The organism is Streptomyces sp. 4N124 (assembly GCF_052245395.1).
Classification (GTDB): domain Bacteria; phylum Actinomycetota; class Actinomycetes; order Streptomycetales; family Streptomycetaceae; genus Streptomyces.
Map to the genome: position 1 here is coordinate 41,269 of NZ_JBQQBS010000020.1, position 14,545 is coordinate 55,813.

Sequence of the window (14,545 nt, forward strand, 5' to 3'; positions counted from 1 at the left end):
CACTGAGGAGGGCCCCATGACACGGCCCCTGCGCCTGGAGGACCTGGCCGCCATCGCGACCCCGGAGCAGCCGGCGCTGTCTCCGGACGGCGAGCGGATCGTGTACGTGCTGCGCACGAGCGACCTGGACACCGACCGGATCGCGCACAACCTTTGGCTGGTGCCGGGCGCCACAGGCGAAGCCCGGCAGCTGACCCGCGGCAACAGCGACCAAGCCCCGGCCTGGTCCCCGGACGGGACCCGGATCGCGTTCCTGCGCGCGGACGGCACGACGGCGCAACTGTGGCAGCTGCCGGCCGACGGCGGTGAGGCCGAGCGGCTCACCACGCTGCCTCTGGGTGCGGGAGCTCCCGTATGGAGCCCGGACGGGACCCGGATCGCCTTCAGCGCACCGGTCGACATCACGGCCGACCCTGACACCGCTCGCCCGACGCCACCGGGCAGGCCGGTGGTCATCGACCGGCTGGACTACCAGACCGACGGGGACGGCCTGGTGGGCGACGTCCGCCAGCACCTGCACGTCCTCGATCTCACCACCGGAGCCTGCCGCCGGATCACCGACGGGGACTGGTACGCCTCGCGGCCCGCCTGGTCCCCGGACGGCAGGAAGCTGGCCTTCACCGCCGCGACCGCGCCGAATGCGGACCTGACCGCGCACGCCGCGACCCATGTCGTCGCCGTCGACGATGTCGCCGCGGTGCCACAGAGGGTCGGCTTCGCCGACGGGAGGGCCGCCACCGCCGAATGGACCCCGGACGGTGACGCGCTGCTGGTCGTCGGCCACCTCAAGGACCCGGTGGGCCACGCCCGCCTGCTGCACATGCCGCTCGGCGACGAGCCCGGCACCGACGTGGCGGACCTCGCCGCCTCGCTCGACCGTAACGTGATGCCGGGCGGCCCCGGTTACCCCGGCGCCCTGCCCCAGCTCACCGGTGACGGCCGCACCGTGCTGTTCTGCGTCCGCGACCGCGGATGCACCCATGTCTACGCGGTCGATCTCGACGCCTCCCCCGAGGAGTGCACACCCCGCCTCGTGCTCGGCGGCGCCGGACACACCGTGTCGGGCATGTCCGTGCGCGGAGGCAAGGTCGCGCTCGTCCTCGCCACGCCTACCTCGTTCGGCGAGATCGTCGTGCTCGACCTCGCGTCGGGTTCTCGCACCGTACGCACCTCACACGGCGCGGCCCTGTCCGACGTCGAGCTGTACCCGCGCGTGGAGCGGGAGTTCACGATCTCCGACGGCACCACGGTCCAGGGCTGGCTGATCGGCGACGGAGCGACCGGAGACGGCTCGCCGCGCCCGCTGCTGCTCGACATCCACGGCGGTCCGCACAACGCGTGGAACGCCGCCGCGGACCACGTGCACCTCTACCACCAGATCCTCGCCGCCCGTGGCTGGAGCGTGCTCCTGGTCAACCCGCGCGGCAGCGACGGCTACGGCGAGCGGTTCTTCGACGCAGTCAACGGCGCCTGGGGACTGGCCGACGCGCAGGACTTCCTGGAACCCGTGGACACCCTGGTCGACGAAGGCATCGCCGACCCCGACCGCCTCGCGGTCACCGGGTACAGCTACGGCGGCTACATGACCTGCTATCTGACCGGTCACGACGACCGGTTCGCCGCAGCCGTCGCAGGCGGCATCGTCTGCGACCTCACCAGCATGGCCGGCGCCGCCGAGGACGGGCACTTCCTCGCCACGCACGAGTTCGGCGGACCGCCCTGGGCCCAGCGGCAGCGGTACGCGGCCATGTCACCCCTGACCCGGGTCGACCGGGTCCAGACCCCCACCCTGATCCTGCACGGCACGGCCGACCTGGTATGTCCCGTGGGCCAGGCATCGCAGTGGCACACCGCCCTGCGTGAGCGGGACGTGCCGACCCAACTGGTCCTCTACCCGGGGGGCTCGCACCTGTTCGTACTCGAAGGACCCCCGTCACACCTGCTGGACTTCAACGGCCGCGTCGCCGAGTGGGTGGAGCGCCACTCCGGCCGGTCCACGGGAAGCGGGCGGCCACCCGTCGACACCGCACACTGGCAGCGTCGGCTCGCCGCCCTGGCCGCCCGGCACCGGGTGCCCGGGGCGACCCTGGGCATCCTCCGGGTCGGTCCGGACGGTGCCACGGCACAGGACGAACTCGCCGAGGTCGCCCACGGCGTGCTCAACACCGAGACAGGTGTGCCCGCCACCACCGACTCGCTCTTCCAGATCGGCTCGGTGTCGAAGGTCTGGACGGCCACCCTGGTCATGCGACTCGCCGACGAGGGACTGCTCGACCTGGACGCACCGCTCGTCACCGTCCTGCCCGAACTGGTGCTGTCCGACCCGGAAACCACCAAGTCCGTCACCATGCGGCACCTGCTGACCCACACCAGCGGCATCGACGGTGACGTGTTCACCGACACCGGACGCGGCGACGACTGCCTCGAAACCTATGTCGCCGGGCTCGCGGACGTGCCGCAGAACCACCCCCTGGGCGCCACCTGGTCGTACTGCAACTCCGGCTTCTCCCTGATGGGCCGGGTCGTGGAGAAGATCACCGGACTCACCTGGGACCAGGCGATCCGCGAGCGGATCTTCACGCCCCTGGGGCTGCAGCGTACGGTGACCCTGCCTGAGGAGGCGCTGCTGTACCGTGCGGCCGTCGGTCACGAAACATACGACGGCGGCTCGCCGCAGCGGGCGCGGGTCTGGAGCCTGCCCCGCTCACTCGGACCGGCCGGGCTGATCACCTCCACCGCCGCCGACGTCCTGGCCTTCGCCCGCGCCCACCTGTGCGGCGGACGCACCGCGGACGGCGGACGCATCCTCAGCGAAGCCGGCACCCGAGCCATGGCCGACCTGCACGCCGAACTGCCCGATCCGTACACCCTGGGCGATTCCTGGGGGCTCGGCTGGGGCCGCTTCACCTGGGACGGCCATCTCGTCCTCGGCCATGACGGGAACACCATCGGCCAGGCCGCGTTCCTGCGCCTGCTGCCCGCCGAGGGACTCGCCGTCACACTCCTCACCAACGGAGGCAACGCCCGGGACCTGTACGAGGACCTCTTCCAGGAGATCTTCGCGGAGCTGGCCGGCCTCGACATGCCGCGCACACCGGCACCGCCCGCCAGCCCGCCGGCCGTCGACTTCCGATCGCACGTCGGTGTCTATGAACGGGCCGGCGCTCGCATGGAGGTGCTGGAGCGGGACGGCCGGGGCGTGCTGCGGATCACCGTCACGGGTCCGCTGGCCGAGCTGGTTCCCGACCCAGTGGAGGAGTATCCGATGGTGCCCCTCGACGCCTCCGGGGAGCGCTTCGCGGTCCGGGACCCGGACGGACAGATCTGGCAGCCGGTGGTCTTCTACACTCTGCCCGGCGGCGAGCGATACGTGCACCACGGCGTGCGCGCCACCCCCAAGGTGGCCACGTCATGACGGCATCGCCGGTCGGACACATGACGGCGGTCCTCCCACAGATGATCGCCGACCTCGAGACGCTCGTGTGCTGCGAATCGCCGTCGGCCGACCTCGACGCGGTCGCCACGAGCGCCGCAGTGGTGACCGAGCTGGGCACGGCCCGGCTGGGCGTTCCGCCGGAGCGGATCGTCGTCGAGGGGCGCACCCATCTGCGGTGGCGGTTGGGCGACGCGCCGTCGAGGGTGCTGCTGCTCGGGCACCACGACACGGTGTGGCCGATCGGCTCGCTGGCTCGTCACCCCTTCTCCGTCGTCGATGGCGTGGTGAGCGGCCCCGGCTGCTTCGACATGAAGGCCGGCCTGGTGATGGCCTTCCACGCCGTCGCGGCCCTGCCCGACCCGTCGGGCGTCACCATCCTGATCACCGGCGACGAGGAACTGGGTTCGCCCTCGTCACGGTCGCTGGTGGAGGAAGAGGCGTCCGCCTGCGTCGCGGCGCTGGTGCTGGAGGCATCCGCCGACGGGGGCGCGCTCAAGACCGCCCGCAAGGGTGTGTCGCTGTACCACGTGACGGCGCACGGACGCGCCGCCCATGCCGGCCTCGAACCCGAACGCGGTGTCAGCACCACCCTCGAACTCGCCCACCAGGTCCTCACGGTGAGCGCCCTGCCCGACGCGGAGCGCGGCACGAGTGTCACCCCGACCGTGCTGACCTCGGGCCACACCACCAACACGGTGCCCGACGCCGGACGGTTCGCCGTCGACGTACGGGTGCGGGACACGGCGGAGCAGTCCCGGGTGGACCGGGCCATGCGCGCGCTGCGACCGGTCCTGTCCGGTGCCCGGCTGGAGATCACCGGCGGCCCCAACCGCCCGCCGCTGGAACACGGTTCGTCAGCGGGGCTCCTCGCACGCGCCATCACCCTCGCGGGCCGGCTCGGCCTGCCCGAGCCCGTCGGCGCGGCGGTCGGCGGGGCGTCCGACGGGAACCTCACCGCGGGAGTCGGCACCCCGACCCTGGACGGCCTCGGCGCGGTGGGCGGCGGCGCACACGCCGACGACGAACACGTGGTCGTCGCCGAACTCCCCGGACGCACCGCGCTACTGGCCGCCCTGACGGACGATCTGCTCACCGATCCACCGCCCCGCACGGGCGCACGTCGGGCCGGCCCCGTCTTTCAGGGAGACCGCCCATGACCGAGTCACCACTGGCAGGAGGTTCCAGGACCGTGATCGACCCGAACCACCTCACCGCAGACGCGATCCGAGGTGCCGCCGACGACGCCGTCGACCAGGCCATCGCCGCCGCCGCGGCAGCCGGGGTACAGGTCCGCGAGGTGAGCGGAGGGCGGGAACTCGATGCCGTCCACCACCTGTTCAACCTCATCTGGCAGCCCGGACCCGCCGGCGCGCCGATGACCGGCGAACTGCTGCGCGCCCTCGCGAAGTCGGGCAACTACATCGGCGGCGCCTTCGACGGCGACGAACTGGTCGGCGCGTGCGTCGGATTCTTCGGCGCCCCGGCGGACGAGGCCATGCACAGCCACATCGCCGGGGTGTCCAACGCAGCCCGGGGCCGCAGCGTCGGCTTCGCCCTCAAGCTGCACCAGCGCGCCTGGTCACTGCGGCGCGGGGTGTCGGCCATCAGCTGGACCTTCGATCCGTTGATCCGCCGCAACGCCTACTTCAACCTCGTCAAACTCGCGGCGCGGCCCGCGGAGTACCTCGCCAACTTCTACGGCGGCGTGCACGACGGCATCAACGACGGCGACGACACCGACCGTCTGCTCGTGAGGTGGCAGCTCGTCGGCGAACCGGTCCGCGCGGCCTGCGCGGGCGAGTTCGCGTCGGCCGACGCCGCGGCCTGCCGGGCGGCGGGCGCCGCCGTCGTCCTCGACAAGAGCCCCAAGGGCACACCGGTCGCCGGCACCGCCGACTCCTCGACGCTGCTCGTCGCAGTCCCACCGGACATCGAGCGGCTCAGACTGACCGGGCCGGGCGAGGCCAAGGACTGGCGCGCGGCGCTGCGCGAGGCCCTCGGCACGCTGATGGAGCAGGGCGCCCGTGTCACCGGCTTCGACCGGTCCGGCTGGTACGTCCTACGACGCGACGAGAGCTCCGCCGCAGAGCGCCCCCGCGCACCCCACCATCCCGTGACAGACGAGGAGAAGCGATGAAGCTGACGGGCGTTGAACTGCGCCGAATCGAGATGCCTCTGGTGGCGCCGTTCCGCACGTCCTTCGGCACCGCCACCAGCCGCGAGGCACTCCTGCTGCGGGTGGTCACCGACGAGGGAGAGGGCTGGGGCGAGTGCGTGGCGATGGCGAGCCCGCTGTACTCCTCCGAGTACGTCGACGCCGCCGCCGACGTCCTGCGTCGCTTCCTGATACCGGCGCTTGCCCGCACCGACCGCCTTGACGCGGTCGCCGTCGCCCTGGCGCTGGCTCCCTTCCAGGGCCACCGGATGGCCAAGGCCGCCCTGGAGATGGGCGTCCTGGACGCCGAACTGCGCGCCGCCGGGCGTCCGCTGGCCCGTGAACTCGGCGCCGTACGGGACAAGGTGGCGTGCGGTGTCTCCGTCGGCATCATGGACTCCGTGCCCGCGCTGCTGGACAGCGTCGCGGGTTACCTCGATGAGGGATACGTCCGGATCAAGCTGAAGATCGAGCCCGGCTGGGACGTCGAGCCGGTCAGGGCCGTGCGCGAACGCTTCGGTGATGAGGTGGCGCTCCAGGTCGACGCGAACACCGCGTACACCCCCGCAGACGCCCGCCACTTGGCCCGTCTGGACGACTTCGACCTGCTGCTGATCGAGCAGCCGCTGCCCGAGGAGGACGTCCTCGGGCACGCCCAGCTGGCCCGGCAGATCCGCACACCGGTCTGCCTGGACGAGTCGATCACGTCGGCGCGCGCGGCGGCCGACGCGATCCGGCTGGGCGCCTGCGCGATCGTCAACATCAAACCCGGCCGGGTCGGCGGCTATCTGGAGGCGCGGCGCATCCACGACGTGTGTGTGGCGCACGGCGTGCCGGTCTGGTGCGGCGGCATGCTGGAGACCGGACTGGGCAGGGCGGCGAACGTAGCTCTGGCCGCACTGCCGGGCTTCACCCTTCCCGGAGACACCTCGGGCTCGGGCCGCTACTACCGCACCGACATCACCGAGCCGTTCGTCGTGCGCGACGGCCACCTGGAGGTGCCCACCGGGCCCGGCATCGGCGTGGACCCCCTGAAGGGCGAACTCGGTGACGTCACGCGCAGCGTCGAGTGGATTTCCGGCCAGCCCCTGCTGTGACGTCCGGCTCCGTGCGTCGGCACCGAAACCGTGCACGGTCTTGTGGCCGCACACCAAGTGTGGTGCTGTCTTGCTGTAACTCCGGAAGGCACCGGTCCCATGAACGCACAGGGCAGCCTCGTCAAGGTTCTGCACAACCTGGGTGGCACTCTGCTCGACGTCGTCCACGGCGGGGCGCGGCACAGCGCCGGCATAGGCGGCATCGTCATCCACGACCCCGTGGAGGACTCCGTGCTGCCGGCCCACGCGCTTGTGCTCGGGGTCGGATTGCGTGAACCGGACGAGATCGCCGGCCTGCTCGGTGAGTTGGGGGGTCGGCACGCTGTAGCCCTGGTCGTCCGGGCTCCGGTGCCGCTGGACACCGCGGTGAAGATCGCGGCCGAGGAGTCGGGCGTCGGCGTCCTCGGGCTGACCCGCGGGGCGTCGTGGATCCAGGTCGCCGCCATGCTGCGGGCCCTCGTCGCCGAGGGCGACGTGGGCGGCGACGGTCTGGAGACCCTGGGCGGCACTCTCTCCGGCGACCTGTTCGCCGTCGCCAACGCGATCGCCGCGCTGATCGACGCACCCGTGACGATCGAGGACCCGCACTCGCGGGTGCTGGCCTTCTCTGGTCAGCAGCACAAGGCCGACGCCTCACGGACCGAGACGATCCTCGGCCGTCAGGTCCCCGAACGCTTCTCCCGCATGCTCGCCAGCCGGGGTGTCTTCCGCGATCTGTACCGCAGCGACGGGCTGGTCCACGTCGCACCCCTGCAGAACGGCTCGGACGGTCCCACCGTGCCGCGAGTCGCCATCGCCGTCCGCGCGGGCGACGAGGCGATCGGCTCGATCTGGGCCGCCGTGCGTGAGCCGCTCACGCCGGAGCGGTCCCAGGCGTTGCGGGACTCGGCCAAGGTCGTCGCTCTGCACATGTTGCGCTTGCGGGCCGGTGCCGACGTCGAGCGCAGACTGCGCGCCGACCTGGTGAGCACCGCGCTTGAGGGAGGTGCCGGTGCGCGTGAGGCGCTGAGCCGGCTCGGTCTGGCCGATCGTCCGGTCGTGGTGCTCGCCCTGGGGCTGCGGGACGGCACCAATGGCGCCGCCGGCGAGGCGGACGCGGATCTGACGACGGTGCGGGAACGCCTGGCGGACGCCTTCGCATTGCACCTGGGCGCGGTGCACCCGCACTCCGCCGCCGCTCTACTGGGCGACACCGCCTATGGGCTCGTCCCCGCGCAGCAGGACCGTGACGCCGGTGAGGAGCGAGCGGTGCGGACCGCCAGCGACTTCCTCGACCGGATCGGCGCGCGGACCGGTGGGGTGATCGGCATCGGCCCGAGGGGTGAGGACGCGGGCGGCCTCGCCCAAGCCCGTTCCGGCGCCGACCGGGCCCTGCGGGTCCTGCGCGCCCAGGGGAGCGAGCGGCGGGTGACCCGGCTCGCCGACGTCCACGTCGAGGCCCTTCTGTACGAACTTCGGGACGTCGTGACGGCCCGCGGTGACGAACCCATGGGGCCCATAGCGAGGCTGGCCGCCTACGACCGGCGGCGCCGATCGAACCTCATCGAGACACTGCGCGCCTGGCTCGACGCGTTCGGCGACATCAGTGCCGCCGCGGCCGCCGTACACGTCCATCCGAACACCTTCCGCTACCGGATGCACCGTCTCGCCGAGGTCGGCGGCATCGACCTGAACGACTCCGAAGCGCGGTTCGCCGCCATGCTTCAGCTGCGTGTGATGCCGCCGGACCGGATGCGGTGAGTCGGCAGGCACACGTCGCCCTCTGCCGCCCGGAGCACTCGGCACTCCGACAGCCGATTGCGTCCGGATGTTCGCTCCGTATCGGTCAGCGGAACGTCACCGGAGCGTTGATGCCGTGAGCATCGGGGGCGAGACGATGCGTCAAGGCGGCGCGGCGCGGCAATCCCGGCATAACTGGGCTTTTCCCAGGCCAGCGGCCCCTTCAGGGGACTCTCCTCGTTCCCAAGTCTCAGCAGGTTCGATCACCTTTGATCGGACTCATGCTGACTTTCTTCGTAGTTTCTTGTGTACGGAGCTGACAGTTGCGAGAGAGCTGGTGGGTGTGTCTCTGGGAGCTCCTGGCGAAGAGGCGCGATGAGATCTTCTTGAAGTCATCTACCTGGTGGCGCTGGCCTGCGGATACGCAGTCCTGCGCGGTCCTGACCTGTGCTGATGCCTCTTTCATTGCCTTTCAAGTTGGTGCGGCGTCATGCAGTCGATTCTCCCCACGCGCTCCCCAGCGCGGCCGAAACTCCCCAGATTCTCCGCAGGGGAGCCCTGTTCGGAGGCGGAGTCGTGCGAGGTTTGCTTGGGTAAATTGATCACGTTGGCCCAAGCCTCCGGAGTGCTGGCGCCGCATCCCGCAGGCGCGTCGGCGCCGGACCTGTGTACGCCGAAGGGTCCTGCGGCGTCGGAAAGGGCTGGACGGTTGGCGGTGGGCAGGACGGCCGTCGGGAGGGTGGCGTCGGGCTTCGGTGATGCGTCTCCTGCCGGGATCCGTACGGCTGCCGCCCAGTGTGGGGCAGCCCGGGACGTGGCGCCCCTCGTGTCACCCGTTCTCCCGCGCGGAAGTGCTGAGGGGACCGGAGGCCCTTTCACTGGCGGTAGTCCAGTACGTCATTCCTCGGGAGCCCCGCGCGAGGGTCCCCACGGACCGTCGCCGCGGCAGCGCCGGTGGTCGTCGGGAGTAAGCATGTCGTTGTCTCAGCCCGCAGCCGAGCGCGCCACCGTTCCCGGCAAAGGCGTGCTGCGTCGCGTCGGCGAGTGGTGTGCCCGCCACTTCGTGACCGTCGTCGTCCTGTGGCTGACCGCTCTCGCCGGGCTCCAGGTGCTGGACCGGGCGCACGGCGGCGGGTACTCGGATGACTTCACCTTGCCCAGTTCCCAGTCACAGGACGCCGTCGACGTCCTCAAGGCACACGACCCCGACGCCGGGGGATACAGCGCCCAGATCGTGCTGCACGACGCCTCCAAACCGCTCGCCGACGTGAGCTCCCAGATCGCGACGGTGGTGGCGAACCTGCAGAAACTGCCCCATGTGATCAGCGCGCAGAACCCGCTGCCCGCACCCGGCACCACCCCGCCGCCCGCCGGGACCCCGAACGTCGGCCCGCTCTCCACCGATGGGAAGACGGCCTACATCACCGTCAGATTCGACGTCCAGCCCTCCACGCTCGGCTCCTCCTACCTGGACGGGGTGGACACGGCTGTCCAACCGCTGCGCGCAGCCGGCGTGACGGTGGAGTACGGTGGCCCGCTCGGCGAACTGGCCCGGCCGGAACCCGACGACCGCATCAGCGAGGCGATCGGCTTCGGCGTGGCGATCCTCGTGCTGCTGCTGGGCTTCGGGAGCGTCATGGCGGCAGCACTGCCCTTGCTGACGGCGCTCATCGCAGTGATCTGCGGACTGGCGCTCCTGGGACTGCTGGCCGTGGCGTTCACCTTCGCCACGGTCTCGCCGACGCTCGCCACGATGATCGGTCTCGGTGTCGGCATCGACTACGCGCTCTTCCTGATCACCCGGCACCGCCAGAACCTCATGAACGGGCAGGACCCGGTGATCGCGGCCGGCCTCGCGACGGCCACCAGCGGCCGCGCCGTGCTGGTCTCCGGCTGCACGGTCGTCATCGCCCTGTCGGGCCTGTGGGTCTCCGGCATCAGCTTCATCGGCAAACTCGGCCTGGCCGCCGCTGTCGCCGTGGTCACGGCCGTGCTCGGCGCGCTCACCCTGGTCCCGGCGATGCTCGGACTGATCGGCCGGCGGATCGACACGCTCCGGGTACGCAAGCCCGTCGCCGAGACCGACGCCGAACCCGGCGAGGAGGCCCACGGCACCTGGCACCGCTACGCCCAACGCGTGGAGCGCCACCCCTGGAGGTTCCTGGCATCCGGCATCGCGGTCCTGGCCGTCCTCGCGATCCCGCTCTTCTCCATCCAGCTCGGACACATCGGCGACGGAGCCGACCCGAAGTCCTTCACCGACCGACGCGCCTTCGACCTGATGTCCTCGGCGTTCGGGCCCGGCTCGAACGGCCCGATGACCCTCGTCATCGACCAGACCGACGTCCCACAAGCCGACCGCGCGTCACTGGCCACCGCCGCGCAGAGCGCCCTGGCCCAGGTGCCGGACGCGGCGACGATCACTCCCCTGAAGCCCACGTCCGACGGTGATGTGTTGATCGGCACCGCGTACTCGGTGGCCGCTCCGCAGGACGAGAAGACCACCCATCTGGTCAACCGGCTGGTGGACGACGTCCTGCCCCAGGCGGTGTCCGGCACCGCTGCCCGTACGTACGTGACAGGTACGACGGCCGCTCAGGTCGACTTCCTGGACATCGTCTCCAGCCGACTGCCCCTGATCATCGCGGTGGTCGTCGGCCTCGCCTTCATCGTCATCCTCGTCGTCTTCCGCGGCGTGCTCGTCGCCCTCAAGGCGGCCGTACTCAACGTGCTGTCGATCGCCGCCTCGTACGGCGTCGTGGTGGCCGTCTTCCAGTGGGGCTGGGGCGGCCCGGCACTTGGCGTCTCCGGTGACGTTCCGATCGAGAGCTACGTGCCGATGATGATGTTCGCCATCGTCTTCGGGCTCAGCATGGACTACGAAATCTTCCTGCTTTCCCGCGTCCACGAGGCATGGCTGCGCACCGGGGAACCGAAGGCGAGCGTCGCGCACGCCCTGGAGATCACGGCGCGCGTCATCACGTGTGCGGCGCTCATCATGGTCAGCGTCTTCGCGGCATTCATCGTCAGCGACAACATCGTGGTCAAGATGCTCGGCCTGGGACTGGCCGCCAGCGTGCTCATCGACGCCACCATCGTCCGGCTGCTGCTCGTGCCCGCGGCCATGACCCTGCTCGGCCGATCTGCGTGGTGGACACCCCGCTGGCTGGACAGGCTCCTGCCCCACGTGGACACCGAAGGAGAGCGCGAGACCGCCGCCATCGTGAACACTCCGGCACGCCTGGGCCAGGCCGAAGCGAGGCGGAGTGAATAGCGCCGATACGTTGCGGAATTGGCTCTGCAGCGGCAAGGCGCACAGCCAGGTCCCACTCGGCGGTTTTCAGTGACGTCGGCGTCGTTGATCAGGTGCCAGATGATGACGAGGATCAAGCGGGCGACGGCGAACAAGGTTCGCCCGTGCTCACTGGCTCGCGGTAATCGGTGGCGACCATCGACGATGCCGACGCCGGCTATCCGCCCAGGTCACCGGCCGGCGGGCCGGAAGTAGCGCCCCAGTGCCCAGCGGGAGACTGAGCGGCCCAGCTGGTTGCCGTCGGTCGTCGCCGTGCGGAAGTGGATGCCCAGCCAGATCCGGGCATTCTTCGTCTCCTGATTCAGCGCGTCCGCGGCGGTGTAGTGCCGAGTCGTGCCGGTGATGGCGGAGTCCACCGTCAGGGCGATGTGCCGCGCCCCGAACAGGTGGCTGAGGCCGGCCGTGGTCGCGCCGGTGAGGCAGGCGTGTCCGCTCGGATACTCCGGATAGGGCGGGTTCACGACCAGCGGACTCCACGCCGGGTCGGGTGCGGTCGCCGGGTTGGAGTCGGTGCCGGCGAGCTGGATCGCGGTGCTCGGACGCCAGTAGGCCTGGTCGTATTTGCCGCGCCAGCAGGCGATGGCCGCGTCCGCGGCGGTCGCGTTGAGGAGGGCGAACATCCGCGCGCTGTCCGCGATGTCCAGATGCCGGCGGGCGGCCTGGTCACGGAACGCGGTCTGGAACTGGCGGGGCAGGTTGTCGTTCCAGAACCGGGCGGTCTCCGTCTGCGCCGGCGTACGACTGCCGCTGGACGCCACGCCGACTGCCTTCACCTCGTCGAAGTCCCGGGTGTAGGCGGCACTGTTCAGGGCGTCAGGGCCGGCCAGGGGTATCTGGGTCGGGGACTTGAGCAGCAGCGGTCGGACGAACCCGAGCCAGGGAGCCAGCATCGGCGCGAACGCGGGCGGCGTCGGCCGCCACACCCCCGGCGCGGGGGTCACGTCCAGCGTCACGTCGGCGCCGCGTCCATCACCCGTACGCAGCCGCACCAGGGTGGCGGCGGCCGCCTGTCCCGCCCGGATGCCGTGCGTCTTACCGGCACCCTCGCGGATCTTCGCGAGCGACGCGGCGTAATCGGAGCTCAACGCCTGCGCGGACGCCGGGAAGTAGTGACTGAGCACCTTGTACGCGGCCGTCGCTGCGGCGGCCTGCGAGGAGGCGTGCGGGCGGGGGCGCGGCTGCTTGGCGTATGGCGCGTACCTGCCGTCGATCGCCGCCACTGCGTCGTACACGGCGGTCGAGACGAACCCCAGATACAACTGCGCCACCGGCGGGGGCTGCTGCCCTTCGGTGAAGATCGTCCGCACGGCAATGACGTTCCAGTCCGTGATCACCGCCGGGTCCGCGGTGGTGCGCGGGGATGCCTGCGCGGTGCCCACCAGCCCGGTTGAGGCCGCCACCGCCATCGCCGTGGTGAACCCGGCGGCCAACCGCAAGAACCTCCTGGCAGACATGATTCCCCCAACCGGAGCCGGTCGGCGGGACCAGGAGGCGAGATCCACCCGCGCCGCCGTCGGCCCGGTCCCGCCAATCTCCTCGCACCGCCGACCCTCGTCAAGGTCCCTGACGTCCCGGTGGCGGAGGAAAGAGCGACCTGGCGAAGCGTTCGCGTGCCACGCTCCCCGCTGCCCCAACTGTCAGCAAGCATCTTTGAGTTGACTGTCAGAAGGTGCCCACCTGTCCTTCGTCGAGCAGGATCAGCGCGGCGCAGTCAGGAAAAGAGCAACGATGCTCAGCCGATGGCGATGCGAGGGTGGGCCGACGGGGTGATCCAGCTCATGATGCGGTCCATGGTGGCCCTGGGCACGGAGACGCAGCCGGCGGTGGCGGCGTTGCCGTTGATGTGGAGGAAGATGCCGGCGCCGCGGCCCGGGGTGGCGGGCCAGCGGTTGAAGTTGATGACGAGGGCCTTGGCGTACTGGACGGGGTAGTTGATGAGGTGTTCGCTGCTGCGGTCGCCCGACTCGGTGAGCGGGAAGTCCGCGCCTGTTTCGCCGTGCATGGAGTTGTAGAACTTCGACTCGGGGTCCTCCACCCACCAGTCGTCGTCGGTGACCCGGTGGTACGGCATGGTGGTGCCGCCTGCCTCGACGCAGAAGCCTTCGGTGATGGTGTAGGTGCCGGTGGGGGTGGTGTACGTGCCCTGTCGGCGGGTGGCCCCGTCGGTCACGCCGTTGGAGCCGACCCTACCGACCTCCGGTCCAGGCCGGCTCGCGGCACCGACGCCTCGCTCCGCAGGATCGCACCCTCCAACCCCGCGTCAAGGGCTACTCCCGAAGGCGGCCCGCCCTCCGCCGCCATGCAGGAACTTGGTATACAACTCCCGCTGTAACGCCCGCTCCCGAACCGGTGACCCAAGTCCTTACCGGCTTCATCGCAGTCGTCGGCCCTTCTCGGCGGCTGCCTGGGCTACCTCCTGCAACGCCACGCCAGTAACCGCGCCGAGCAGCCGTGCTGGCCTACACCGCGATCGCCGCCCTGGGCACGGCCGGGTCCGATGCCGTCGTCGCTGACGTCGACTCGGCGGTCTTCGCCCGCTCGTTCACAGCCGTCCGCCCCAGCCCCTCCCGGGTGGTCGTCCTGCCCCAGACCATCGCCGTCACCGCGGGGTCGCGGCTGCCGCTTGGACGTGATGGGCGCTGGAGGGCTGGCACGTCCTGGACATCGGAGAAATCCATCAGAGGCTGCTCCAACTCACCCGGTCCGCGACACGGACGGACGGGTGACGGCGAAAAGGGCCGGTATCGGGAACAGCCCAAGCGTTTTCCTTGATCATGCTGGGGGCACCGGGAGCCTCAAGATCCCGAGAGAGTTGAGCTCAGGTC

The 14,545-nt window shown here is 70.8% G+C and carries 9 protein-coding genes; 6 read left to right on the plus strand and 3 right to left on the minus strand.

The genetic code is table 11. The annotated features are described in order from the left end of the window. Positions 1–16: 16 nt before the first annotated feature. The 6 genes from ACTWQO_RS21395 to ACTWQO_RS21420 all read left to right on the plus strand — a co-directional run bounded on the left by ACTWQO_RS21395 (position 17) and on the right by ACTWQO_RS21420 (position 11,681). Positions 17–3,415, plus strand: coding sequence for a serine hydrolase (locus tag ACTWQO_RS21395; protein WP_443238928.1), 3,399 nt, complete (start codon positions 17–19; stop codon positions 3,413–3,415). Next, positions 3,412–4,593, plus strand: a complete 1,182-nt coding sequence (locus ACTWQO_RS21400; protein WP_443238929.1) for a M20 family metallopeptidase — start codon at positions 3,412–3,414, stop codon at positions 4,591–4,593. Before ACTWQO_RS21395 ends, ACTWQO_RS21400 begins: the two co-directional genes overlap by 4 nt. Beyond that, positions 4,590–5,573: a GNAT family N-acetyltransferase gene (locus tag ACTWQO_RS21405; protein ID WP_443238930.1), complete on the plus strand. Its 984-nt coding sequence runs from the start codon at positions 4,590–4,592 to the stop codon at positions 5,571–5,573. Before ACTWQO_RS21400 ends, ACTWQO_RS21405 begins: the two co-directional genes overlap by 4 nt. Continuing rightward, the gene (gene menC / locus ACTWQO_RS21410; RefSeq protein WP_443238931.1) at positions 5,570–6,688 is read left to right on the plus strand and encodes an o-succinylbenzoate synthase; all 1,119 of its coding nucleotides are present in this window, start codon (positions 5,570–5,572) and stop codon (positions 6,686–6,688) included. The genes ACTWQO_RS21405 and menC overlap by 4 nt, the downstream gene beginning before the upstream one ends. Before the next feature lie 99 nt (positions 6,689–6,787). After that, the gene (locus ACTWQO_RS21415) at positions 6,788–8,428 is read left to right on the plus strand and encodes a PucR family transcriptional regulator (protein ID WP_443238932.1); all 1,641 of its coding nucleotides are present in this window, start codon (positions 6,788–6,790) and stop codon (positions 8,426–8,428) included. 952 nt (positions 8,429–9,380) lie between these two features. Then, positions 9,381–11,681, plus strand: a complete 2,301-nt coding sequence (locus ACTWQO_RS21420; protein ID WP_443238933.1) for an MMPL family transporter — start codon at positions 9,381–9,383, stop codon at positions 11,679–11,681. Positions 11,682–11,890: 209 nt separating this feature from the next. Here ACTWQO_RS21420 and ACTWQO_RS21425 read toward each other — a convergent pair whose 3' ends face one another. From ACTWQO_RS21425 to ACTWQO_RS21435, 3 genes are all read right to left on the minus strand, one after another. Further along, on the minus strand, positions 11,891–13,174 hold the full coding sequence (locus ACTWQO_RS21425) for a vanadium-dependent haloperoxidase (protein WP_443238934.1): 1,284 nt from the start codon (positions 13,172–13,174) through the stop codon (positions 11,891–11,893). Positions 13,175–13,452: 278 nt separating this feature from the next. Continuing rightward, positions 13,453–13,890, minus strand: a complete 438-nt coding sequence (locus ACTWQO_RS21430; protein WP_443238935.1) for a L,D-transpeptidase family protein — start codon at positions 13,888–13,890, stop codon at positions 13,453–13,455. A 289-nt stretch (positions 13,891–14,179) separates the two neighbouring features. After that, positions 14,180–14,398 (minus strand): hypothetical protein, encoded by a 219-nt coding sequence (locus ACTWQO_RS21435; RefSeq protein WP_443238936.1) that lies wholly within the window; start codon positions 14,396–14,398, stop codon positions 14,180–14,182. Between the last annotated feature and the right edge of the window lie 147 nt (positions 14,399–14,545).

Coding starts and splice junctions, on each gene's coding strand:
- ACTWQO_RS21395 (WP_443238928.1), top strand. CDS start 17: ATGACACGGCCCCTGCGCCTGGAGGACCTGGCCGCCATCGCGACCCCG.
- ACTWQO_RS21400 (WP_443238929.1), top strand. CDS start 3,412: ATGACGGCATCGCCGGTCGGACACATGACGGCGGTCCTCCCACAGATG.
- ACTWQO_RS21405 (WP_443238930.1), top strand. CDS start 4,590: ATGACCGAGTCACCACTGGCAGGAGGTTCCAGGACCGTGATCGACCCG.
- menC (WP_443238931.1), top strand. CDS start 5,570: ATGAAGCTGACGGGCGTTGAACTGCGCCGAATCGAGATGCCTCTGGTG.
- ACTWQO_RS21415 (WP_443238932.1), top strand. CDS start 6,788: ATGAACGCACAGGGCAGCCTCGTCAAGGTTCTGCACAACCTGGGTGGC.
- ACTWQO_RS21420 (WP_443238933.1), top strand. CDS start 9,381: ATGTCGTTGTCTCAGCCCGCAGCCGAGCGCGCCACCGTTCCCGGCAAA.
- ACTWQO_RS21425 (WP_443238934.1), bottom strand. CDS start 13,174: ATGTCTGCCAGGAGGTTCTTGCGGTTGGCCGCCGGGTTCACCACGGCG.
- ACTWQO_RS21435 (WP_443238936.1), bottom strand. CDS start 14,398: ATGGATTTCTCCGATGTCCAGGACGTGCCAGCCCTCCAGCGCCCATCA.